Source organism: [Clostridium] innocuum, from assembly GCA_012317185.1.
Lineage (GTDB): Bacteria > Bacillota_I > Bacilli_A > Erysipelotrichales > Erysipelotrichaceae > Clostridium_AQ > Clostridium_AQ innocuum.
Genome location: CP048838.1, coordinates 1,663,418 through 1,686,882 on the forward strand (window position 1 = coordinate 1,663,418; position 23,465 = coordinate 1,686,882).

Sequence of the window (23,465 nt, forward strand, 5' to 3'; positions counted from 1 at the left end):
AAAGGGATGATGCTATATGAAATTAACGGATTCATATAAACAGAAATTAAATATATTGATACCCTATTATAGGAATCAGAATTTGAAGGAAACAGGGGAAGGTATTTGGCAACAGTCAGCATTTTATACAAATAGCGATACAAAGCTTCCTGTATGTTCTTCAAAGCTATACTGCGGTTTGGAAAAACAACGTATGCTGGTACGGGATGCTATATACGAATTTGCTGCAGAAAAACTAAACAAACGAGTGATGGAAGACGATGAATGGAATCAGATTATAGATAAAACAGCGCATCAGGTATGTAAACTCATGGATTTTAGAAAAGAAAAGGAAAGCATAAATGTGTTGGAAAAAGCATGTAGAAGGCTTGAAATTTGTAGAGGGGTTCTCTACTATGAAGAAATCTTATGGCTGTTTGAAATTTTAAAAGCATATTTCAGTGCTATGGATCAAGTCATCACTGAAAGTGAATTCTATCGTCTTGATGCGATTATTACCGTATTTCATAATGATTTGAAGCAATTGGCAATGTATTATCTATATGTATATGCGAATCATAATGAAGATGAAAAAATAGGATATGTGTTGAATAAATATGAGTATCATGCATCGAAACTGTTATCCAATCAGTTATTTGCAATGAATGCAGATTTACGAAAGGGCAAAATACTGAATTTTTTAGATACTGGAAAAGAATTGGAGAAACTGTTTCAGGAAACAAATAATAAGATTCAATTGTATTATTTATATATGAAGTTAATAGCAGCTTATATTGATATCAGTATGGCATGTAAATATATAGAGAAAATTAGAAATTTTCTATTGACCAATGATGAACTATCTTTGCGTCAAAAAAGTACTGGTTATATGAATATGGGGACACTTTTGTTATATGCAGGTAGATATGAGGATAGTATTGAATATCTGGAGGAAGCTATTAAGCTTTCCGACAGGAAACTTGTGCGTTGCGAAATCTGTATCTCTCATGCATATCGCATGTTGAGGCTTCCAATACCGCATCAATACTTGATTACGGATGATGTTGCAAAGGGCGATATGGTTGATTGGTTATTATATGTGTTCTTTTATAATCTTGAAACGGTTAATAATGAAGAACAAAAGAAATATCTAATAAAAAAGGTTTTACCATTTCTTGAAATAAATGATAAACTCTATCTTAAAATTTTAGAGGAGGAGCTTGAGTTATTGTGTGATAACGGGAAAGGATATAAAGCAATCTATGATTATCATGTATATGTGCGGAAAAAATCGATGAGAATCATGAGTAAACAAGGAAAATAAGAAGATTTTTTATAATTAGCTTCATGTCTTGTATGTCGTTAAGGAGTAATTTATAATAGTTATATAAAATGAGGAGGAAAATAAAATGATAGCTGTGAAAAAACTTATTTTACCGCCTGGCGTTTCTGTATTCAGATGCAGGAATAATAACAGGTCCAGGCATACAACCTAGAGGTGGAGGTATTATTATAGAGGAATAAAAAGGAGGAAAATGCAGCCTTCATCCAGAGTAAGCACTTAAAAATTTATGAAAAAATTATACGCATTGATATTTACAGGTATGTTATTTTTCACAACAATAGGTGTCGGTGCAGCATCTGCTCAATATTATCAAGGTAGACTGTCTATTCCTGGTGGCGGAAGTTCAGATATGACAGGTTCAAGAATGAAGGTAAATGCTACGAATAATGGAAAGATGAGTGGTGTTACCAGTGCCTGGCTTGGTGCTTATGGAAGAATTTGTCACAGTGATGGAAATCCTGCTGCGAGACAGGGTCAAAAAAAATTAAATAGTAGTCTCCAACCTCTGGATATTGATCAGGGTGTCTATTTAACAGGTAGTTTGTTCAGAGGAAGAGTTTTCTCACAGGGCGCTGAACCAAATAATATTACTGTCGATGTACAATTTACACCATGGTAAAATAAATGAGACAGAGGAATTCTGTCTCATTTATTGAGAGAGAAGGTTAATTATGATGTGGGGAAAAACGAGATATTTAAAAAAAAATATATTGCTAGCATTTTTTTATCTGCTGAGTATTGTATATTATATTTACGCATATACAAGAGATATATCAATTGATGATTATCTTATGAGAATCCATTACATCACATTGATATCAAATAATATCATCATCTATTATTTATATAGAAAATATTCAATATATAAATCTATACATAAATCCATAATTGTTTGATTAATGAAGCACAAATTTGAAAGGATATTATGGAGAAATGCAGTTGCAGATGCAAGCCTGTTTGTTGTCTCAAACTATATTGTTCTCTGTTTGTTTAATGTTCAGTATATTCAGAATACAGTTTTAGTGATACTGTTTCTATTTGCAAATTTCATTCTGTTCCTTCTATTGGAAGGAATTGTTATCTATAGCATTACAGAAGATATTCATAAAATAATGTTAATATTGCTTGTTGTCTTAAATCTTTTTTTTCATTATATATTCATACCAGTCGCATTTTTATAGAAAGGGGCAAACATGATGCTTTCTAAAAATAAATATTGTTTTAGAGTAGCGACGATATTGGTTATCCTTACCATATTGCAATGGGTGATAACCTATATGGAGGCTTATCAAGAAGCGACACCGCTGAATCAGTTTTATTTCACAACATCATTTCCGAGAAGTATATGGTTTGAAATGCTTTTGATGCTGTTATTTCCTTATGTAATATTGATGGATTATCATAAAGCTGTAAGTTGTGGTTACATCCATCAAATGATGATTAGAGTGGGAATAAAACAGATGTTTTTCTATTCCATTAAGCAAATCACAAAATATACATTAATTTTCTCGATACTGTTATATGCAGTGGTTTTATTCAACAGCTATGTAATTGCATTCATACAGCCGAACGGTATTCCATCTGGACAAGAGCTTTTATCTTATTTTCTGGGAACATATGATATTCCGGATTTTCTCATTTATTTTATTACGACTGTTATAGGAATATGCATATATTCTATTTTCATGTTTTCTCTTTGTTATGTCATACGCAATCGATATCTATATGTTTTCTTTACGCCTCTACTGTTATTTATTGGTATATTTTCCATATCCAGTTTCTTACACCCATTTCTGTTACAATTCTCATGGTATGCTCAAAATTCGGAGATTATGGCTATGCCATCCTGCATATTGCCGATTGCTTTATTTGCGCCGGGTAGTTTAATGGAAGCTATTGGATTTTATAATTTTATTATCGGAACCATTGTGTATTTTGGAGGTGGAATCAGTATTTTAATTATTGCCTGCAGAAAAATGAAAAAGGAGGCTTTCTTATGAAAAAGGCGATTTTGGAAATATGTCATGTCTCAAAATCATTTAGACACCAAAGCATTTTATCAGATGGCAATATGACGGTTTATGAAGGTGAGCTTCTTTATTTGTGTGGGAAGAATGGAAGTGGTAAATCTACAATATTTAAAATCATAGCCGGTTTACTAGAACCGGACACTGGTACATTGAATTGGATGAAAAAGGTGAAAATAGGTGCGTTAATTGAGAATCCTGAGTATATGGGAAGTGAAACATTATTTGATAATCTTCGTTTTTTATATCAGTTAACTTCACCCTTTCATAAACAGGAAGTAGAGATGCTGGTTAATAGATTTAATCTTGCTCTGTACAATAAAAAACCTTTAAAAAAGTATAGTGTAGGGATGCTTCAGAAAGTGGGAATCATTCAGGCCATCATGGAACATCAAGATTTTATTATGCTTGATGAACCGATGCGTGGATTGGATAAAGAGGCGCAGCAAACGTTTTATGAAATAATACAGGAACTCCATGAGGAAGGGAAAACCGTAATCATTGCATCACATGATGTTATGGATGAAATTGAATTTGATAGAAAACTATGTGTAGAAAATGGAAAGATAATGGAATTATAAAGAAAGGAAGATTCCTGTATATAAAAGTTATTTTGCTAATAGTGTTTTCTGCTCTTGAGGCTGAAGATATCATGATGATTTTGTTTGGTATACCAAAAATACAGCTCATGTATGCCATGTTATTATGGCTTATCTGTGATATGCTTTTCTATAGTGATATGTTACTCCCTTATTTTCGTATGAAATATGGAATGGCAATTCGACTTCAAAAGCATGGGATGTATACATGGTATGTAAAATACAGCGGTATGTCTTGCATGATTTTATGTTTATTTAGAATCTTTTTGCAATATAATAGCAAAGCTATTCGTGTATCTATCGCAGTTATTATGCTATATACAATCGGAGAATGGCTCATTTTTACGCTTGTAATGATACTTTTTCAGCGACTTTCACAAGAAAAACAGCTGATGATTCAATTTGTTAATTATGACGCGATATGCTTTCTATTATTTTTGTATATAGAATATAAGAAGTCAAAGGGAAGGACTTTAATCCGTAAGCATTGGATTTTCTATAGCGTTAATGGCAGAATTAAGGTCAAATCAACAATTAAAGTTACAAATCGCACAGTAGAAACAAATATAGATATCCAATATTTAAAGCTTGTTTCTAGATTATGATTCTCATACGCATGGAGGTGGACAAGCATAGATGAGTGACGGTACAAATATATACCGTTTTTCTTGCTACGATATGAAAAAAATAATATGCATATTGGTCTGTATTTCTCAAATTCTTGTTGTTTATTGCGTGAAGTTTGCATTTTATGAACGCGATATTTCCGATATCCAGGGCTTCTTTGGATTGGAAGGAGAAAAGGAAGCGACTTTTTTCGAAATAACCCCGCAAAGCAATGAATTCGATCATAAACAAATGATAAATACCATGGAGGCCTTATCTCAAAAATTTAATTGTACGGTGATAAGAACAGAACAGCATGATTCTGAGTATATCTGGTATCTCTATAGTCCCTATGATATTTTTCAATACATGGATATTTCCAAGATTAGTGAGCATGATCTTGTATATGAGAATCAGTTGCGCTATGATACAAAACAAAACAGCCTGCGCTTATTCAATCAGGACATTCGTCTGGTTATTCAGCCATTTCAAAATCTGAATCAGAGATTTCAAAATCTCGCAGGAGATTATATCCTGTATTTTAATCAGGATACAGATAAAGATGCCTTTCTTACCGATATCTCTCAGCAGTATCCGGGTGCAATACAGGATATGGGAGCTTTTGAACGACATGCATTTACGCTTTCATCCTATCTGAAAGAGAACATAATTCCGATGGGAATCATAACATTCCTATTGCTGGGGCTGCTTCTCATCATGCTGGTGAATCAGAAATTAAAAACCATCGGCATATTGAAAAGTATGGGAATGTCTGGGCTGCGCATTGGAAGGTTACTGTATCAGAAGCTGTTTTTTCAAATCCTGGCTGTATCGTTACTCAGTATTGTTGTTGCTTATATCTGTATGATAGGCTTTGCCGCCAGACAGACCTATGAGGCAATCCTTTTGCTTTCTTTCTTCTGGATTGGATTTTCAATCGGTATGTTTCTTGTATTTGCAGGTACGGTTTTGTTGATTCTACGCTGTCCTGTCTATGCATTTATAAAAAATAGAAGCTTCACCAGACGGTTTATGAATCTGAACTATCTATATGGTATTCTCGCCCTTCTTGTCCTGATGCCGCTTTGCATAACTGCATGGAAACAAATGCAATTGAATCTGCCTACCTTTCAAGCACTATTGCGCCAACGGGATATGCTGGATTCCTATGTGTATGCATTTGATTATCAGGACGGATTTCGCTTTGACGGCTATGATGAGCAATCCATAGAGGAAGATTACAGAAACAAAAAGCCAATTAAGAATGAAATGTATCGGATATACCTGCAGGAATACGAAAAGATAAATAGAGAAGGAGGTATCTATTATCGAAAGGATGTTATCCCAAAAGGAGAGGAGCTGCAGCCGTATGCGGAAGTGAATCTGAATTATACAAAGCGCTTTCCTCTTAGAAAACGGGATGGCAGCCTTATTGAATTAACGGACAAAAAGGATACGGTGTATATCCTGCTTCCTGAATCGCTTACTACTGTGGATATCAGCTATCTTGAAACATACGGCAATCGGATTGAGAGGCTGTATATTCAGGATGAGCAGGTGGATGCTGTGGATTTTTCTTTGCTGGACAGTATGCTGGATACAGCTTCCCCGATGTTTTATGTTGTATATAGTGATGATGCCTTTCGTCTGGGGAAAAAGGTAACAAATTATGTATATATGGATATGGATAAGCTGAGCACTTTGACCTCAGTTCATAACGGGGAGCATCTGGAGCTTGTCAACAGTCGCGAGCGTTTGCAGCAGCGCATGCAGACACTGGCGAAGGAGCTGCTTCTTCAGGGAATGGTATTTGTTCCCTCCGCATTGCTGATTCTGCTGGTTATGGCAGAGTATACACATTTGTATCTGCTTTCCTTTCGACAGCGTATTTTTGTCAGACGGGTACAGGGAACCTCCTTTTTCAGGGTATATCTACGGTTGTTTACTGAGCTGTCAGCACCCTTTGTGTTTGTAATCGCATTGTTTCATCAACAGGAGGAATGGAAAATCACAGGTGTATTTCTGATGATCAGTCTGATTGCGTCGATGCTGTTTGTCTATGTAAAAGATAAGGGTGTACGAAATCAAAGCAGGGAGGTGCATATCGGATGAAGTCGATCACGTTAAAGAATATTACACACACATACGGAAAACATACGGTTCTACATGATGTCACCCTATCATTGCCCATAGGAAAAATGATTGCGATATGCGGTCCAAGCGGCTGTGGAAAGACAACGCTTCTCAATATTATCGGCTTGCTGGAGCGTCCGAGCAGGGGAAGTGTGCAGTATGATGAAATGGAGGTTCGCGCAAACAGCAGCAGAGCGGTGAAAAAGCTCCGCTACACAATCGGCTTCCTGTTTCAAAATTACGGATTGTCGGATAATGATACGGTTTTGTGGAATATGCTGAGTGCCATGGAATATGTGAAGACCGGTAAGGAAGAGAAAAAGAAATGCATTGCGCAAGCGCTGGAAAAGGTGGGACTGTACGGTATCGAACAACAGAAAATCTGTCAGCTGTCTGGTGGAGAGCAGCAGCGTGTAGCGCTGGCAAAGCTGATGGTAAAGCCCTGTGAACTGATCCTTGCGGATGAGCCGACGGGAAATCTGGATGAGGAAAATCGGGATATAGTATTTTCGATTTTGCGTGATTTGAATCAGAAAGGAAAGACGGTTGTTATGGTTACGCATGATCCTGTGCTTGCGAAGCGTTGTGATGAGGTCATTTTATTGGAAAAACACATATAAAAAGCTGGAGGCAGTGATTTTGAAAATCGGAATATGCCTCCAGTTTTCGTATATTCTATTGTTATGGTGAAAAGAGATGCTTATCGTGTGTGAGAATTTATTTTCCGAAACACAGATAAATGCATTGGCTATGATAAAATCTTCAAATTTCATGAAAAAGTATATATGCAGCAATAAAAATACGATATACTGTACATAACAAATGGAGGGATTTTATGGTAAAAGAAGAGGTAAGAAATCTGTCATTTCTGTTTACGGAAACAGGGTTTGTGTTGGATACCGTTGATAGAGAACAGCAAGATTCTAAATGGTTTCAACGATTTCAGGAGGATTAATACAGTGCCTTGTATGATTTCGGCTTTCAGGAACGCATTCATCAACTGCATGCTTCCACCGGTTTCCTTCATCGTACAGCAGAATTGTTTATCCATGTTTTAACATCCCTAAGCGAGCTGGAAATCGCCAGAGAGCAGGTGCAAATCACATTGCCAGTTGACATATGGGAACAATTGCAGAAGGAGCTGCCTTTTGCTATTGGCAGTGAGTTCATTACCTATGAATGGGTACAGAATATCTTTGTTCACCTGCACGAGGTATTTTGCAGGGAAATCCGCAGGTATGAGGGAAGTGTAAAACTATATCTTGCTGAGAAAAATCAGAATCTAAAGGTGGCAGAGCGTATTTTCTTTCATTTGGTTGAGAGCAAGGATGAGGATTTTCCATTTGCTTTTCTGGCAACCTATGCGACGAAGGATACGGAAGGCAGGATCCGGCACATGCCGCTTCGTTACGCTTTGGAAGAATTCAAGCAGGAGCGCGACCGTCTGCTGACTCTGTTATCCTGTCTGAACAAGGCTGCAAAGACATGTGACTTACTGGATTCCTTTATCGCGCATGGAGAGCTGTTTCATCCTTTGCGCCTGCAGACACAGGAGGCCTATGAAATCCTGAAGCATACAGAAGAAATTGAAGCCTGTGGAATCTTATGCAGAATCCCGAACTGGTGGCGGAAAAAATATGCCAGTGTTTCTGTAACCATGAAGATGGGGGAGAAAAAGCCTTCCCTGCTCGGTTTTGATTCTCTATTGTCAATACAACCGGAATTCAGTGTGGACGGTGTTGCTTTAACCAAGGAAGATATCGAACAGCTGCTTCTGCAAAGTGAGGGTCTTGCCTTTTTAAAGGGGAAATGGGTTGAAGTCAACCATAAAAAGCTGCAGGCTCTTTTAAAGCAGATGGAAAATTCAGAAAATGAAAGTATTACGTTAATGGAAGCTTTAAGAACCAATCTAAAAGAAGAAGAGCAAGCAGAGGATGATATAAGCATATGCAATGTGGAATGGCTCCAGTCTTTTCTCCAAAGTCTTCGCAAGCCTGCTGAACATCAGAGCGATCATGTGCCTGCGACACTTCAGGCAGTGCTTCGCCCTTATCAAAAGGCAGGCTACAGCTGGCTGCGGCAGACGCAGCAGGTTCATTTCGGAGCCTGTCTTGCGGATGACATGGGGCTTGGTAAAACGCTTCAGGTATTGAGCTTTCTGGAGGAGCTGCGTCTGGAGAAGCCGGATAGCAAAGTTCTACTCATTGTCCCTGCTTCTTTGCTGGGGAACTGGAGCAGTGAGGGTAAGCATTTCCTTTACACCAAAGATGGATTTTCATATATTGCATGGCAAAACAAGTGATAAGCTCTGTATGGATTATGAAGACTTGCATGTGTTCCTTACCATCACAACCTATTGAATGGCCGCAAAGCTGAGCTGCCTGAAGGATGAGGAATGGGACTGTATCATCCTGGATGAGGCGCAGGCAATCAAAAATCCACTGACCAAGCAGACCAGGGCACTCAAAGGGCTTAAGGGGGCGATGCGAATTGCCATGACCGGTACACCGATTGAAAATGATTTGTCAAATTTATGGTCCTTGTTTGATTTGCTGAATAAGGGATTGCTGGGCACAGCAACGGAATTTAAAGCCTTTGTAAACGTCTGGAGGAACATCCGGAAGGATATCAAAAGCTGAAAGCGATGATTGCTCCGTATATGCTTCGGCGTTTGAAAACGGATAAAACCATTATAGCGGATCTGCCTGAAAAGCTGGAATCCGATGAGTATGTCACACTCAGCAAACAACAGGTTGTCTTATATCGGAAGCTGATTGCCGATATGGAAGAGAAAATCAAAGAGTCTGAAGGAATGGAACGCCGTGGCATAGTGCTGTCCACCATCACAAAGCTGAAGCAGATATGCAATCATCCGGATCAGTATCTTAGAGAGGAATCGTACCGGATAAAGGATAGCGGAAAGCTGGAAATGCTGAAAGAAATCTGTGAAACGATATATGAAAAAAGAGAACGGGTTCTGGTATTTACACAATATAAAGAAATCATTCCGTACCTGCATGCTACTCTGGCCAAAATTTTCCATCAGGAGGGCTATGTTCTGCACGGTGGTACACCGGTGAAAAAACGTTCAGAGATTGTTGCCGCATTTCAACAGGAAGCCTATGTTTCCTATATCGTTCTTTCCTTAAAAGCAGCTGGAACCGGATTGAATCTGACAGCCGCAAATCATGTGATTCATTTTGACCGCTGGTGGAATCCGGCAGTTGAGAATCAGGCAACGGACAGGGCATTTCGCATCGGTCAGAAAAAGAATGTAATTGTACATAAGCTGATCAGTAAGGGAACGGTGGAAGAAAAAATCGACGAACTGATAAAATCCAAGGTGGAGCTGTCACAGCAGGTAATCGGAGATGGTAAAGAGACATGGATTACGGAGATGAACAATGAGGAATTGATGAATCTTCTTCGTTTGGATGCGAGGTGAGCATATGAGCAGATATTGGAAAACAGCAGAATATTCTCAGCTATCGGCAGAGGAGCTGCGATATAAGGCTGAGGAAAGTATGAGGAAAGCAGAAGGTAAGGGCCGCAGCATGGAGCCGGTCACGATAGAAGGAAGAGTAATCACCGTCAGCTGGTGGGGAAAGGCATGGTGTGAGAATCTTGAAAAATATGCAGATTTCGCATCACGGCTGGAGCGTGGAAAGCGATATGTGCGTACGGGAACTGTGATTGACCTAAAGATTCGCGCGGGAAGAATTCAAGCTCGGGTTCAGGGACGGCGGAAAGCACCGTACAAGGTGGAAATTCACATATCACCCTTAAAGGAAGAAGACTGCCAGTGCATAATGCAGGCTTGTGCCAATCAGATTGAAAATCTGGAAGCACTGCTCAGCGGTGAATTCCCACAGAGTCTGCAGGAGCTGTTTACCGGTGAGAGCGGCCTCTTCCCAAGTCCAAGAGAAATCAGCTTTCAATGCAGCTGCCCCGACTGGGCGATTATGTGCAAGCATGTTGCGGCAGTATTGTATGGAGTAGGAAATCGTCTGGATGAAAATCCGTTTCTGTTTTTTACACTGCGTGGAATTGATTTAGCTAAATTCATCGACGTTGCAATTGGGAATAAAGTGGAGATGATGCTGGAGCATGCCAATGAAAAAAGTGCACGTATTATGGATAATGCGGCAATTCACGATGTATTTGGATTATAAGGAGATGTTATGGAAAAAAGAAAAAGTGTGTCCATGGATGCGTTCATGGGGAAGTATGCGGGTGTATATTACATAAAGTTGCTGCTGAAGGAGCCGGTTGAAAGTCGTGCTCTTGCAATCAGGGAGCGACTGCTAAAGAGGTTTAACGAGGTAGATGATGTTATAGAGCAGGAGGGTATGTATTCCTATGCACTCTGTAATCATAAAGTAACCTATAAGGATGATGTGAAGGTGCCATCGCAGCTGTTTATAACGCAGATGATTGCGTTTGATAAAAAGACGATACCGGAACTGGTTTTGCAACAATGCTGGAGCTGTGAAAATGTTGAGGAGCTGCTCGAAGACTGTCAATATGAAATCATGTTTTCCGATTTTATGGCAAGTGGGCTTCCTGTGCGGGAGCGTTGTGAAATACTTGCAGCATTTGCGGATATTATGATGGAGGTTTATCCGGAGGCAGTGGCGATGTACTGGCCGCATGCAGGAAAGATTGTACCAAGAGCTGACTGGTTAAACAGCAGCTGGAGCAATCCTGCGCTGCATTTTCTTGATGGCGGTGTCAATGTGCGATTGTTCAATATTGCGGAGAGCTCGGAAAAGATTGTGGATACGACCGGTTTGACAGCGATAGGACTGTGTGATTTGCAGTGTCACTTTCATGATTTGGATATAGATTTTATTATTCGCTATATGTTTAATTTTACATCTTATCTTTATGCACAGGGAGAAGATATTATCAAAGACGGAGATACTATGGATGGTAGGAATGCACAGGAGCGATGGCGTTGTCAGCACGAGGATGCATTAGTTTCTCCAAGTCGGGTGGTTATTGATGTGAATCCCGGTGAATTTGGTGCTGGAAAGCGTGTTGAGCAAATGGAAGCATAAACAAGGCAGCAAAAGATTATAATGTGAGATTCAGCTGCTATGGTGATTGTTAGTAAGTCAAGTGCTATTCTAATCCTATAGATCTAATTTTATTATGGATGAATGCTGTTTTTGGCCTTCGGTCTAGCCTCTCCTGAGGCTAGTGGATCTAAATGCAACTATGATATGGTTAAGCAATCGTAACCCCAGTATAGCCTCTCCAAGGCTAGCGTATCTAAATTCTGGCAGCTCCTTTTTCAATTGTATCTGACAAATGTCTAGCCCCTCCTCGAGGATTATATGTCTAAATTTATGGATGTTAATTTGAAGATAAAAGGAATGATTGAGCTAGACTTCTCTTGATGCTATCAAACAAAATCGCCTATAAATAAGAAAAGACGAGTATATACCGCTCGTCTTTTTACAATTGTTAAAGGTTATTCCCAGGTTTAAAAAATAGCACAACATTGCTTCCGGTATTACATGATTCCTGATTACATAGAGATATGGAACATGCATACATAAGTAATCACACTATCCTCAGCTACAGATTTGTCTTTTTTTCCAGCTGCCGGCACGCCCATAAAAAGCTGAGGCTTCCCATAAGGATAAACAGCAGCAAAACAGCTGTCAGATTCCCTGTGTCTATTCTGCCATATAGAATCAGAGAACGCAATGCCTGGATCATATGGGTAAACGGATTGAGATTGATTGCAGTATGTAAGAAACCGGTAATACCTGTCATGGGAAACAGTGCATTGCTGAGAAAAAACACCGGAAGTACAATCGCGTTCATAACAGTTTCGTATATCACCTCATTCGGAAGGAGCATGCTGATTCCATAAGACAGCCCTGCCATAAAAAATGAGGTCAGAAAAATCAGTGAAATAAAGATGAGATATCCAGAGAGTGGCAGGGAAAATCTGACAGAAAACAGAAGACTGAGAGCTATCATAATTCCTACCTCCAGAAAGGTACACAATACGGCTTCAAAAAGCTGTGCAAGCACAATGGAGCTGCGTGTGAGCGGAGCAATCAGTATACGATCGAAGCTGCCATCCGATTTCATCAGATAATTCATAATTCCACTGCTGCTGCAGGTCGAGAAGCTGAGTAGGACAATCAGTCCCGGAAGCATGAACGCCGTATAATTTTCGATGCCGGAATGCTGCATCGTTGAAGAAGCGATTGCACTATAAAGTATCAGCCACAGAATCGGCTGTAAAGCTGTCATAACAATGGTGAATTTGTTGTGGAATCTCCATTTTATATTCCTGTATAAAAGGGTAAAAACACTCATACACATTCCTTCCTTTCACTCTGTGTCAGTCTCAGATATACATCCTCCAATGTCGGCTGAGCGATTTCTATTCCCTGAAATGCCGCATGCCTTTTCAATAATACTGCCGTTGCTGCTTCTATATCGCTTTGCGGGGTCTGCGTATAAATCAGAAGCTTTTCAGCACGTAGAAGGATTTCCTTTGACATCTGCTCCTTTAGGATGCCACAGCCTTTTCTTGCCTCTGCTTCAGAGGAAAAGGTGATTTCTATCGAATTCTGCCGCAGTAAAGAGCGCAGCTGTGCGGGGGATCCCTGTGTTACTTCCTTGCCATCCTTCATAATGCAGACGGTATTGCTGAGCTGATCAGCTTCCTCCAGGTAATGTGTCGTAAGAAAAATCGTGACACCAAAATCATCTCTGATTTTTCTCATCATTCCCCACATCGCAATACGGGACTGTACATCCATTCCCACCGTAGGCTCATCCAGAAACAGAATTTTCGGATTCGTCATCATATTCAGGGCAATATCCAGACGCCGTTTCACACCACCGGAATAAGAGGATACCGGATAGCGCCGATACGGCTCCAGACCGAAATCAACAATGAGCGTTTCCATCCGTTTTTCGGCATCCCTTTTGGGGATTCTGTACAAACGGCTATGAAGCAGCATATTTTCTTCCAGAGATAAATACGTATCAATGGAGGTTTGCTGGGCAACGCAGGCAATTTGCGAGCGCAGAGAGGCTGCATCCCTACACAAATCCTTCCCCAGCATTGTTATTCTACCGGATGTCGGCTGCAAATAGGTTGTCAGTATTCTGAGCAGTGTGGATTTACCGGCACCGTTTTGTCCAAGCAAAGAGAAAATCTCTCCCCGTTCAACGCAAAGAGATATACCATTCAGTGCCTGTACGCCGTTTTTATACTGCTTGACTACCTGCTTTACCTGTATGGCGCTCATGCTTCCTCCAGAATCGGAAATTGTATTTCCGTGATATATTTTTTCGGATTTCCCTTGAACAGCATTCCCGGCCCCTTGATGAAAACCTCCCGAAAGGGTGCAGAAATCTTTAGGCTGTGTTTGACCGCATACTGATCAATTGCGGCATAGGCAAGCGGCAGTGTCGCATAGGAGCCGATATGGGTAACACATACCGCTTTGATGCGGGGCATTCGCTTTACTTCAATATCCTGAGTGCATGGCACTTCATCCGTTGGAACACAGAGCTCCAGTGCTCCCTGCTTTGTTTCCGGATTCATAGACAGATAGTTGAAAAACGGTGCCCCGTTTGTTTTCCCGTGTATTGATTGAAACACCTTAGGAAATACCCGGTTTGCTTTTGTAACATCTCCTTCATAACTCATGTATGCCACACAAAGCGGCTCAATCTCTCGTATTTCGATTTTATATTCCATGTTTCTTCTCCTCTTCTTTCTGAATGGCAATCCATACATCGCATTGGTTGTCGTATGGTGCCTGCGTCTGCACAGGATATGCTTCAATATCGGGAAGCCGTGCATATTCATAACCGGAAAACAGCAGCCATTCGGTATAAAACCGGCGGAAAATATCCTGTACATTTTCCTTGAAATTCCCCTTGTTTTCAAACACAGCCCAGGTCGCGGCAGGAATGCGCAGCTCATGAAACCGGGATGGAATCTTTTTGCTTGTGGCAACTGCTATATAGTAGAAAATGTGATCGGGATCCTCATATACGCTGATGCCGAAGATTGCATTCGTACCGGCATCAGATAGCTGACAGAGCTCTGTGTATTGCGGACTTTGCATTGTTTCCTTCCAGAAATGGGGGACAATTTTATGATTCTCCTCCATCTCCTCGCATAGGCGTATCCGGATGCCGGCAAAGCGCAGCTCCTTTTTTTCTGCTATATGATAGGCCATAGGACTTCCTCCTGTGATATTGACAGAAAACTGTATCGGCGGATATGCATGCAGTGTTTTGCCGATATTCTTTGCGGCTGTCGGAGGGATACCGTGAACCTTTTGAAAGGCTCTGTTAAATGCGGTTGGTGAGGTATAGCCATACTTGAGGGCAACATCCAGCACCTTGGCATCACAGCGCTGCAAATCGAAGGCAGCCTGCGACATTCTTCGTCTTCGGATATAATCTGACAGCGATATGCCGGCGACATAGGAAAACATTCTTTGAAAATAATAGGGGGAGCAGCATGCGATACGGGCTGCCTCCTCGTACGATATCTCTGCATCAAGATTTTGCTCTATGTATGCGATGGCATCACTAAGCTTTCTTAACCATTCCATTTCTTTTCCTCCCTTGCATATAGGATATGCCAATACGTTTTTTTAATCCTCGCTTTTCCTGCGCTCTTTTGTAAACTATACGCTATATAAAAATTGTGTGCAAGTATCCCTAATTTTCATACCAGGAATACCGTAAGTGCATGGAAAGGCATATATGCAGGCTCTTTTGTTTGCAATCTCTCTTTGAGATGGCGTATAATGATGAACAGATGAGAGGTGACGTTATGTTAGAGAAAAACATATTGGAAGATGTACTGGAAATTGCCTGCAGTACGACGGGTGATTTTGCGGAGATTTTTGAAGAAGTCAATTACAGTACCAGAATATCCATGCTGAATGACGAGGTTGAAAGCACCAACAGCGGTATTCGCTGCGGGCTGGGTCTGCGGATTTATCATGGACTGGAATCCGTGTACGGCTATACCAATGATACAGATGAAAAAAATCTGAAGGAATTTGCGAAAAAGCTGGCGGACAGTCTGGGGGAACAGGGAAAGCATATTCCTGTGCAATTAAAGGAAATAACGTATGAAAATGCTCATATCATACGGCGCATACCGCGCGAAACTGCGCTAAAGGATAAAGTGGCGCTTATGAGGCGTGCTAGCGAAGCTGCACAGTCCTATGATTCGCATATAACGAAGGCGATTGTGAATTATCAGGATGATGAGCAGCATGTCGCAATATCCAATTCGGAAGGAAAATATATTCGTGATGTCCGGATTCGGACTAGAATGGCGGTATCTGCCGTTGCACAGGATGGAGCATTGCGGGAAACCGGAAGCTGTTCTCCCGGAGGCAGTGAAGGAATGGAGTTTTATGATACATACAAACCGGAGGATATCGGAAAAGAGGCGGCGCGCATTGCGATGACGATGCTGTATGCACAGCCGTGTCCCAGCGGTGTTATGCCGGTTATTATCGACAACGGCTTTGGCGGTGTCATCTTCCATGAGGCCTGCGGACACTCTCTGGAGGCACGCGGGGTTGCGAAAAATCAATCCAATTTTGCAGGAAAGCTGGGACAGAGAATTGCGAGTGAATGTGTAACGGCTGTGGATGACGGTACGATTCCCAATGCCTGGGGAAGTGCAAATATCGATGATGAGGGAAATTTCACACGACGCACGGTACTGATTGAAAAGGGAATATTGAAGAGTTATCTGGTGGATACATTGAATGGACGCCGATTGAACATGCCTTCCACGGCATCCAGCAGACGGCAGTCCTATAAATATGAAACAACGTCCCGAATGACCAATACCTTCCTGTTGAACGGTACGGATCAGCTGGAGGATATGATAAAGGAAACCTCGTATGGACTATATGCAAAGACAATGGCTGGTGGCAGTGTGCAGGCAACCGGTGATTTCAATTTCGCTGTCAGAGAAGCATATTTGATCGAGGACGGAAAGATAACAACACCTGTCAAGGGCGCAACACTGATTGGAAACGGCTCGGATACATTGCTGAAAATTGACCGAGTCGCAGGTAATCTTGCGCGTGCACAGGGAATGTGCGGATCCAGCAGCGGAAGCATACCTACAGATGTCGGTCAGCCGGCAATACGAGTTAGTGAAATGACGGTTGGTGGCAGTAAGGGAGGCAAGGAACATGCATAAGCAACGTTGGCTTGACGCGGCAAAGGCTGCGGGTATCGAACAGTTGGAAATCTATGAACAGAAAAGCAGATCCACATCCATACGGCTGTTTGAAGGAAGTGTGGACGGCTACACCATCAGTGAGTGTAACGGATTTGCGATTCGTGGTATATATAAAGGAAATATGGGTATCTGTTTTCTGGAACAGGATGATGATGCCTTACTGGAGGACACGCTCTGCAGGATAAAGGAAAATGCGGAGGTGATTACAAGCAGGGATGAAGTGGAAATTTATGCGGGTGATTCTGCGTATCCCCAGCTGCAGCTGCGCAGCTGTACATGGAATACACATCCGGATGCAGAAAAGATCGAAATGCTGAAGACGGTGGAGCAGTATATAAAGGAATCGGATGCCAGAATCGCTCAGGTTATGAATACCAGCTATGGCGAAGTCGATGTGGAAATTGCCATTGATAATACATTAGGTGTTCATCTGCATGATGCACAGCATGCGGCGTATATCAGTACAGCAGTTATGGCGAAGGATCAAGAGGATACAAAGATTGCAGGTGACTGGCAGTATCTGTATGATGATGTTTGCTTCGACGCGAAAAAATTTGCAGCAGGTGTGAGCCGTAAGGTGCTGGATAAGCTGTCTGCTGAAAGTGTGCAGAGTGCACAGTATCCGGTTCTGATTGAAAATGAGGCAATGGCAGATTTGCTGGCGGCCTTTAGCGGTATGTTTGACGGAGAAAATGCTTACAAAGGTATTTCATTATTGAATGACAGTATTGAGAAACAGATTTTCAGTGATAAAATTACAATTGTGGATGATCCGTTGTTGAAGAACGGCTATAACTCGAGAAGCTTTGATGATGAGGGGGTTGCCTGCAGGAATAAGATACTGGTTGATAAAGGCGTTTTAAAGACCTATCTGCACAATCTGAAATCCGCAAAGCTTATGAATTGTGAAACGACGGGCAATGGATTTAAGGCGGGATATGCATCCAATGTCGGTATAGCTCCAAGCAATCTGTTTATTGAAAATGGAAGTACATCTATGGATGAAATGATTGCATCGATGGAGGAAGGAATCATTGTTACGGAAATAACAGGTCTGCATGCCGGACTGAATGCCATGACAGGTGAATTTTCACTGCAATCTCAGGGCTGGTATGTGAAGGACGGAAAAAAGGTCAAGCCGGTCAATCTGATCACGATCGCTGGTAATTTTCTGGAGGCAATGAAGCAGGTGGAGATGCTGGGGAATGATGGAAAGCTGAATGCTGGATCTATTGGTTCACCGAGTATTTTGTTTACATCGCTTTCTGTCAGTGGTTTATAATGTGATACAGGCATTGTATGGCTGGTGTAACAGCTGCGTAAAAGTCTGCGTAAAAGCATGAATTTTACATTGAAAATGGCATGAAAATATTCTATAATATAGGTGCCAAATCCAAAGACCGAAAGGTCAAAAGAAAGGGACAGAGTATCTTCCACATAACTCTGTCCCTTTTGACGCAGTAAGAGGCACCAAATCCAGGAGTAATGAAAACGGCGAGTTCACCTCCTTTCCGTAGCAGTATCATCCCAGTTAACAGAACACTGAGATTATCTGCTTACTAATGCCGCCGTTTGTATTTCAGGACGATGTACAGGATGATTCCAAGCTCCCGCAGCACTTTCGGTGTGATACCAATCAGTGCGATGAGAAACCAGAATATGTAATCCATCCTTCCTCCTTTCACCTGGTGCATTTCTAAGGTATAGTGTATGCATACCGATGAACCTCCTACATATATACATACGAATGCAATATACAAAACTCCTAAAGGAAATAAATTTTTTTGTAAAATTTGATAAACTGTATCTCATAGAAAGAAGTGTCTTATGTTTCTTTCTAGTTTTGTGTGTTTGCGAAAAGACAGATTCAAATTCTATTGATAAGTACAATCGTGTTGCATTCTTCAGATTTTGAATTTAACCACAATTGGGTAAGCCCCTATACACGCTATTCATTTTCTTCTCTCTGCCTTCCATGTGGATTTCATACCGATAATATCGTAAGTTTCTGAAAACTTTATTAAGAAATGGAAACTCCTTGGTCCCTGCAAGGATTCTATGGTAAAATAGGATACGGTGATAAAATGAAAAGTTTATATGATTTTACATACGATCAGATGGGCGATATGGCTCTGGAGCAGGGCTGGAAAAAATTTCGTGCACATCAGATCTTTCAATGGCTGTATCGCAAACGTGCAGTCAGCATAGATGACATGAGTGATCTTTCCAAGGACACCAGAGAGACCCTGAAGCAGCAGTTTTCTCTCACGCCGCTAAAGCTGCGTGATAAGCAGGTGGCAAGCGATGGGACGACGAAATATCTGTTTGCTTTGGAGGACGGCTCCCTGATTGAAAGTGTGCTGATGCAGTTTGATTATGGTAAGAGTATCTGTGTTACCTCACAGGTAGGCTGCAATATGGCCTGTGCCTTTTGTGCCAGTGGTCTGACAAAAAAGAAACGCAACCTGACAAGTGGAGAAATGGTGGCTCAGGTGCTGTATGTGCAGCGTGATCTGGATAAGCAGGAGGATCGGCTGAGTCATATTGTGGTAATGGGAACGGGGGAACCGTTTGACAATTACGAGCATGTGATGAACTTCCTTTCTACTGTCAATCATGATCGCGGATTGGGAATCGGTGCGCGTCATATTACGATATCCACCTGCGGTGTCGTTCCGAAAATTTATGAATTTGCCAAGGAGCACACACAATACAATCTGGCAATCTCTCTGCATGCGCCAAACAATGAACTCCGCGATCGTCTGATGCCGGTCAACCGTGCCTATCCACTGGAGGAGCTGATGGAGGCAATCCAGTATTATGCACGGGAGAACAATCGCCGTCTGACGTTTGAATATATTCTTCTGCGCGGGGTCAATGACCAGAAGGAGCATGTGGCACAGCTGGCAAAGCTGTTAAAGGGTCTGAATGCCTATGTGAATCTGATTCCCTACAACGCTGTGGATGAAAACGGCTTTCAGGGAGTGGATCATGCCCATGCCATGGTATTCTATGATGCACTCATGAAGCAGGGAGTGCGTTGTACGATTCGTAAGGAGCATGGTGCGGATATCGACGCGGCATGCGGACAGCTGCGTGTTAAGCATCTGAAGAAGGAACAGGAAGGGAGCCGTTCATGAGTATTCAATATTATGGAGCGAGTCATGTCGGACTTCGAAGAAGAAATAATCAGGACAGCATCTGTTTTCTGGAAAACGGAGAGCATGCTCTGTTAGCTGTAGTCTGTGACGGCATTGGCGGCGGTCTTGCAGGAGATGTTGCGAGTCGTATGGCTATTGAGCATATGAAGGAAAGCTTTTTGAAAATGGAAAAATGCAGCTCGGATGTTCAGGTCAAGCACTGGCTGCAGGATACCATACAGGAAGCAAATGATCTGATTTTTACGCAGTCAACACGCAATACAGAACAAAAGGGAATGGGAACCACACTAGTTGGTATTCTGAAATGTGAAACGACGACCTACATTTTCAATGTCGGAGATTCCCGTACCTATGGGCTGTATGCGGATGATTTTCTGGCATTGACAGAGGATCATTCCTATATTGCGGATATGCTGAAGCGCGGAGAATTGAGCGAAGAGGAGGCAGCGGTGCATCCGAATCGCAACATGCTGACCAATGCCCTCGGCATATGGGATACTGTACGCATCGATATCAATAAAATTAAAAATGATTACAAGGCGCTGCTGATTTGCAGTGATGGTTTACACGGCTATGTCAGTGAAGCGATTATTCGCGAGATTTTGGAAAGTAAGCGCAGCGTGGAGGATAAGGTACGCATGCTGATTGACAAGGCTCTTCTTGCGGGCGGCTATGACAATGTGAGTGTCATCATCGTGGAACAGGCAGGTGATCTCCATGAATAACAACAACAAAATGATTGCCGAGCGCTATATGATCGTTTCTTCATTGGGGGAAGGCGGTATGGCGGATGTCTATCTGGCAATCGATACCATATTGAACCGTGAGGTGGCGATCAAGGTGCTGCGTGGGGAGCTCAGCAAGGATCCGGTGACACTGCTGCGCTTTCAGCGGGAGGCCAATGCGGTCAGCAAGCTGAACCATCCCAATGTAGTGGATGTATACGATGTCGGAGAGTTTGAGGGACGTCACTATATCGTAATGGAATATGTACGCGGCCGTACACTGAAGCAGCTGATTTCCCAGCGTGGGGCACTGCATCAGGAAGAGGCTGTAAACATCATGATTCAGCTGACCAGCGCCGTACAGCATGCCCATGAAAACGATATTATTCACCGGGATATCAAGCCGCAGAATGTTCTGGTTAAGGATGATGGTACGGTAAAGATTACCGATTTCGGAATTGCGCTGGCGCACGATACGGTACAGCTGACGCAAAGTGATGCGGTACTGGGCAGTGCGCACTATCTGGCTCCGGAAACAACACGGGGAGAAACACCAAGCAATCAGGTGGATATCTATGCGCTTGGTATCGTGTTTTATGAGCTTTTGACCGGGAATGTTCCCTTCCATGGAGACAATCCCGTCCAGATTGCAATGAAGCATCTGCGTGAGGAGATACCAAGTGTTCGTGATTTCAATCCGACACTGCCGCAGTCCGTGGAGAACATCATCATCAAGGCAACCGTGAAAAACCGCAAGCTGCGCTATCAGAGTGCGAAGGATATGCTGTATGACCTGCACCGCTGCCTGCTTCCGGAATATGCACATGTCGAAAAGCTGGTGTTTGAGGAAGAGCATCCGCAGCCGACAATGGTCATGGAGCAGCGCAAGCAGAAGCAGACTAAGAAAACTGAGGTGCGCAAAAAGCATGTGGAGCCGATTGAAGAGGATGAAGAGGATGATTCCGGTAATCGGAAAATCACAAAAATCATCATTGCTATGATTGTTGGGCTGTGTGTGATCGGTGTTGCGGCCTTTGTACTGATGAGCGGAATTTTTGATAAAGAAAAGATGATTAAGGTCCCGGAGCTGTCCACATCACAGACGCAGCAGGAGGCAATTCAGACGCTGACCTCCAGCGGGTTTAAAAAGGATAATATTACGATTAAGCAGGAGCTGAGTGATGATGTGGAAAAAGGTCATGTTATCCGTGTATCCCCGGATACTGGAGAGGAAATTGGTGAAAAATCCAAGCTGACGCTGACTGTTTCCAGAGGAACCTGGTTTGTGGTTAAGGATTACCGCCATCGTTTACCGGAGGAAGTGGAAAAGGAACTGAATGAACAGAATCCAAACATCAAGCTGGAAATCAGCTATGAGCAAAGGGCGAATACGTGGCCCGGATATATAGCGGAACAAAGCGGCTTGGAAATCGGAGAAAAGCTGGATCCGGATAAAGAATATACATTAAAAATAACTGTCAGTCAGCTGATGAGCTGGAAGATAGAGGGCGTTGTAGGAAAAACGGCAGAAGAGGCCATTGCTTTAATTAAAGAAAAGACGGGAATACTTCCGGTATCGGATGAGCGTTCCTATGATGACCTGAGTGAAGAGGAACAAAAGACCATTAAAAAAGGAGTCGTTACAGACGTGGATCCTGCAGAGGGAACGGAATATGTCCAGCAGATGGAGAATCCGAATGTTATAACGATAAGGTTTTACAAATGACAGAAACAGGAAGAATTATCAAGATCGTATCCAGCCGCTATGAGGTGCTGGCAGCCAATCAGGAGCGGGTGCTGTGTGTTGCCATGGGAAAGCTGCGTAAGGCGCACTCTCCGGTTGTCGGCGATCTGGTGGAATTTGAACGCTTTGCGGATCAAAACGGTATTCAGAAAATTCTGCCCCGTAAAAATGCCCTCGTCCGCCCATCCATCGCCAACGTGGATCAGGCGATCATCGTCATGTCCTGCAAGGATCCGGATTTTTCAACAACCCTGATTGACCGCTTGATTTTCAGTGTATGCTATGCGGGAATCCGTCCTGTTTTATGCATCACCAAGCTGGATCTCATCGCTGAAAATGATGCAATCCATGAGGAAATCCAGCATTATATCGACAGCGGTTATGAGGTGTATCAGAGTGGGAAAGGCTATGCTAGTGAGGATCTGATACAGGCCTTGAAGGGAAATATCAGTGTGCTGACAGGGCAGAGCGGCGCAGGAAAAAGCTCCCTGTTAAACCGGATTGACCCTACCTTTCATCTTCAAACACAGGAAATCAGCAAGGCTTTGGGTAGAGGAAAGCATACAACACGGCATTGTGAGCTGCATGAGATTGCCGGCGGCTGGGTGGCGGATACCCCCGGGTTTTCCTCACTGGATTTTACTGCGATGAATATCACGCAGCTGGCTGAATGCATACCTGATTTTCAAAATGTTCAGGATGCATGCAGATTCCGCGATTGTATTCATGTCAATGAACCGGATTGTGCCATACGTGCTGCTGTTGAGGATGGGACGATACGCAGGGAACGCTATGCGCATTATCTGGAAATTGTGGATATGATACAAAAAGCAAAGTCGCGGTATTGAAACAGCATACAGAAAATACAATACAATT

19 protein-coding genes and 3 pseudogenes are annotated in these 23,465 nt (G+C 42.2%); 18 read left to right on the plus strand and 4 right to left on the minus strand.

The window, feature by feature from the left end:
• Positions 1 to 16 precede the first annotated feature (16 nt).
• The 12 genes and pseudogenes from G4D54_08000 to G4D54_08055 all read left to right on the plus strand — a co-directional run bounded on the left by G4D54_08000 (position 17) and on the right by G4D54_08055 (position 11,749).
• On the plus strand, positions 17 to 1,303 hold the full coding sequence (locus G4D54_08000; protein QJA02367.1) for a hypothetical protein: 1,287 nt from the start codon (positions 17 to 19) through the stop codon (positions 1,301 to 1,303).
• 370 nt (positions 1,304 to 1,673) lie between these two features.
• Positions 1,674 to 1,943: a hypothetical protein gene (locus G4D54_08005; protein ID QJA05174.1), complete on the plus strand. Its 270-nt coding sequence runs from the start codon at positions 1,674 to 1,676 to the stop codon at positions 1,941 to 1,943.
• A gap of 52 nt (positions 1,944 to 1,995) precedes the next feature.
• A pseudogene (locus G4D54_08010) lies at positions 1,996 to 2,505 on the plus strand (hypothetical protein).
• 15 nt (positions 2,506 to 2,520) lie between these two features.
• Positions 2,521 to 3,324, plus strand: coding sequence for a hypothetical protein (locus G4D54_08015; protein ID QJA05175.1), 804 nt, complete (start codon positions 2,521 to 2,523; stop codon positions 3,322 to 3,324).
• Positions 3,321 to 3,932, plus strand: coding sequence for an ABC transporter ATP-binding protein (locus tag G4D54_08020; GenBank protein QJA02368.1), 612 nt, complete (start codon positions 3,321 to 3,323; stop codon positions 3,930 to 3,932). Before G4D54_08015 ends, G4D54_08020 begins: the two co-directional genes overlap by 4 nt.
• Positions 3,899 to 4,397: pseudogene (locus tag G4D54_08025) on the plus strand (hypothetical protein). The gene G4D54_08020 and the pseudogene G4D54_08025 overlap by 34 nt, the downstream one beginning before the upstream one ends.
• 189 nt (positions 4,398 to 4,586) lie before the next feature.
• Complete coding sequence (locus tag G4D54_08030) at positions 4,587 to 6,668, plus strand: DUF1430 domain-containing protein (protein QJA02369.1); 2,082 nt, start codon at positions 4,587 to 4,589, stop codon at positions 6,666 to 6,668.
• Positions 6,665 to 7,309: an ABC transporter ATP-binding protein gene (locus G4D54_08035; protein QJA02370.1), complete on the plus strand. Its 645-nt coding sequence runs from the start codon at positions 6,665 to 6,667 to the stop codon at positions 7,307 to 7,309. The genes G4D54_08030 and G4D54_08035 overlap by 4 nt, the downstream gene beginning before the upstream one ends.
• A gap of 344 nt (positions 7,310 to 7,653) precedes the next feature.
• Positions 7,654 to 8,991: a DEAD/DEAH box helicase gene (locus tag G4D54_08040; protein QJA02371.1), complete on the plus strand. Its 1,338-nt coding sequence runs from the start codon at positions 7,654 to 7,656 to the stop codon at positions 8,989 to 8,991.
• A pseudogene (locus G4D54_08045) lies at positions 8,957 to 10,134 on the plus strand (DEAD/DEAH box helicase). Before G4D54_08040 ends, G4D54_08045 begins: the two are co-directional and overlap by 35 nt.
• A 4-nt stretch (positions 10,135 to 10,138) precedes the next feature.
• Positions 10,139 to 10,861, plus strand: a complete 723-nt coding sequence (locus tag G4D54_08050) for a hypothetical protein (GenBank protein ID QJA02372.1) — start codon at positions 10,139 to 10,141, stop codon at positions 10,859 to 10,861.
• A gap of 9 nt (positions 10,862 to 10,870) precedes the next feature.
• On the plus strand, positions 10,871 to 11,749 hold the full coding sequence (locus tag G4D54_08055) for a DUF4261 domain-containing protein (GenBank protein ID QJA02373.1): 879 nt from the start codon (positions 10,871 to 10,873) through the stop codon (positions 11,747 to 11,749).
• 523 nt (positions 11,750 to 12,272) lie between these two features.
• Here the strand turns inward: G4D54_08055 and G4D54_08060 are convergent.
• From G4D54_08060 to G4D54_08075, 4 genes are read right to left on the minus strand one after another with little or no spacing between them, the layout of a single operon-like run.
• Complete coding sequence (locus G4D54_08060) at positions 12,273 to 13,028, minus strand: ABC transporter permease (protein QJA02374.1); 756 nt, start codon at positions 13,026 to 13,028, stop codon at positions 12,273 to 12,275.
• Positions 13,025 to 13,972 (minus strand): ABC transporter ATP-binding protein, encoded by a 948-nt coding sequence (locus tag G4D54_08065; GenBank protein QJA02375.1) that lies wholly within the window; start codon positions 13,970 to 13,972, stop codon positions 13,025 to 13,027. Before G4D54_08065 ends, G4D54_08060 begins: the two co-directional genes overlap by 4 nt.
• Positions 13,969 to 14,427: a GyrI-like domain-containing protein gene (locus tag G4D54_08070; GenBank protein QJA02376.1), complete on the minus strand. Its 459-nt coding sequence runs from the start codon at positions 14,425 to 14,427 to the stop codon at positions 13,969 to 13,971. The genes G4D54_08065 and G4D54_08070 overlap by 4 nt, the downstream gene beginning before the upstream one ends.
• Positions 14,417 to 15,295, minus strand: a complete 879-nt coding sequence (locus G4D54_08075; protein QJA02377.1) for an AraC family transcriptional regulator — start codon at positions 15,293 to 15,295, stop codon at positions 14,417 to 14,419. Before G4D54_08075 ends, G4D54_08070 begins: the two co-directional genes overlap by 11 nt.
• A gap of 224 nt (positions 15,296 to 15,519) precedes the next feature.
• Between G4D54_08075 and G4D54_08080 the strand changes: the two genes are divergently transcribed.
• The 6 genes from G4D54_08080 (at position 15,520) to rsgA (ending at position 23,437) form a co-directional block, all read left to right on the plus strand.
• Positions 15,520 to 16,917, plus strand: a complete 1,398-nt coding sequence (locus G4D54_08080; protein ID QJA02378.1) for a TldD/PmbA family protein — start codon at positions 15,520 to 15,522, stop codon at positions 16,915 to 16,917.
• Positions 16,910 to 18,241 carry a TldD/PmbA family protein gene (locus tag G4D54_08085; protein ID QJA02379.1) on the plus strand — a complete coding sequence of 444 codons (1,332 nt, stop codon included), beginning with the start codon at positions 16,910 to 16,912 and terminating at the stop codon, positions 18,239 to 18,241. Before G4D54_08080 ends, G4D54_08085 begins: the two co-directional genes overlap by 8 nt.
• Positions 18,242 to 19,043: 802 nt before the next feature.
• Positions 19,044 to 20,099 carry a 23S rRNA (adenine(2503)-C(2))-methyltransferase RlmN gene (gene rlmN, locus G4D54_08090; GenBank protein ID QJA02380.1) on the plus strand — a complete coding sequence of 352 codons (1,056 nt, stop codon included), beginning with the start codon at positions 19,044 to 19,046 and terminating at the stop codon, positions 20,097 to 20,099.
• Entirely contained in the window at positions 20,096 to 20,845 is a 750-nt protein-coding gene (locus tag G4D54_08095; GenBank protein QJA02381.1) for a Stp1/IreP family PP2C-type Ser/Thr phosphatase, read from the plus strand. The genes rlmN and G4D54_08095 overlap by 4 nt, the downstream gene beginning before the upstream one ends.
• The gene (pknB, locus tag G4D54_08100; GenBank protein ID QJA02382.1) at positions 20,838 to 22,571 is read left to right on the plus strand and encodes a Stk1 family PASTA domain-containing Ser/Thr kinase; all 1,734 of its coding nucleotides are present in this window, start codon (positions 20,838 to 20,840) and stop codon (positions 22,569 to 22,571) included. Before G4D54_08095 ends, pknB begins: the two co-directional genes overlap by 8 nt.
• Positions 22,568 to 23,437, plus strand: coding sequence for a ribosome small subunit-dependent GTPase A (gene rsgA / locus G4D54_08105; protein ID QJA02383.1), 870 nt, complete (start codon positions 22,568 to 22,570; stop codon positions 23,435 to 23,437). The genes pknB and rsgA overlap by 4 nt, the downstream gene beginning before the upstream one ends.
• Positions 23,438 to 23,465: the final 28 nt, after the last annotated feature.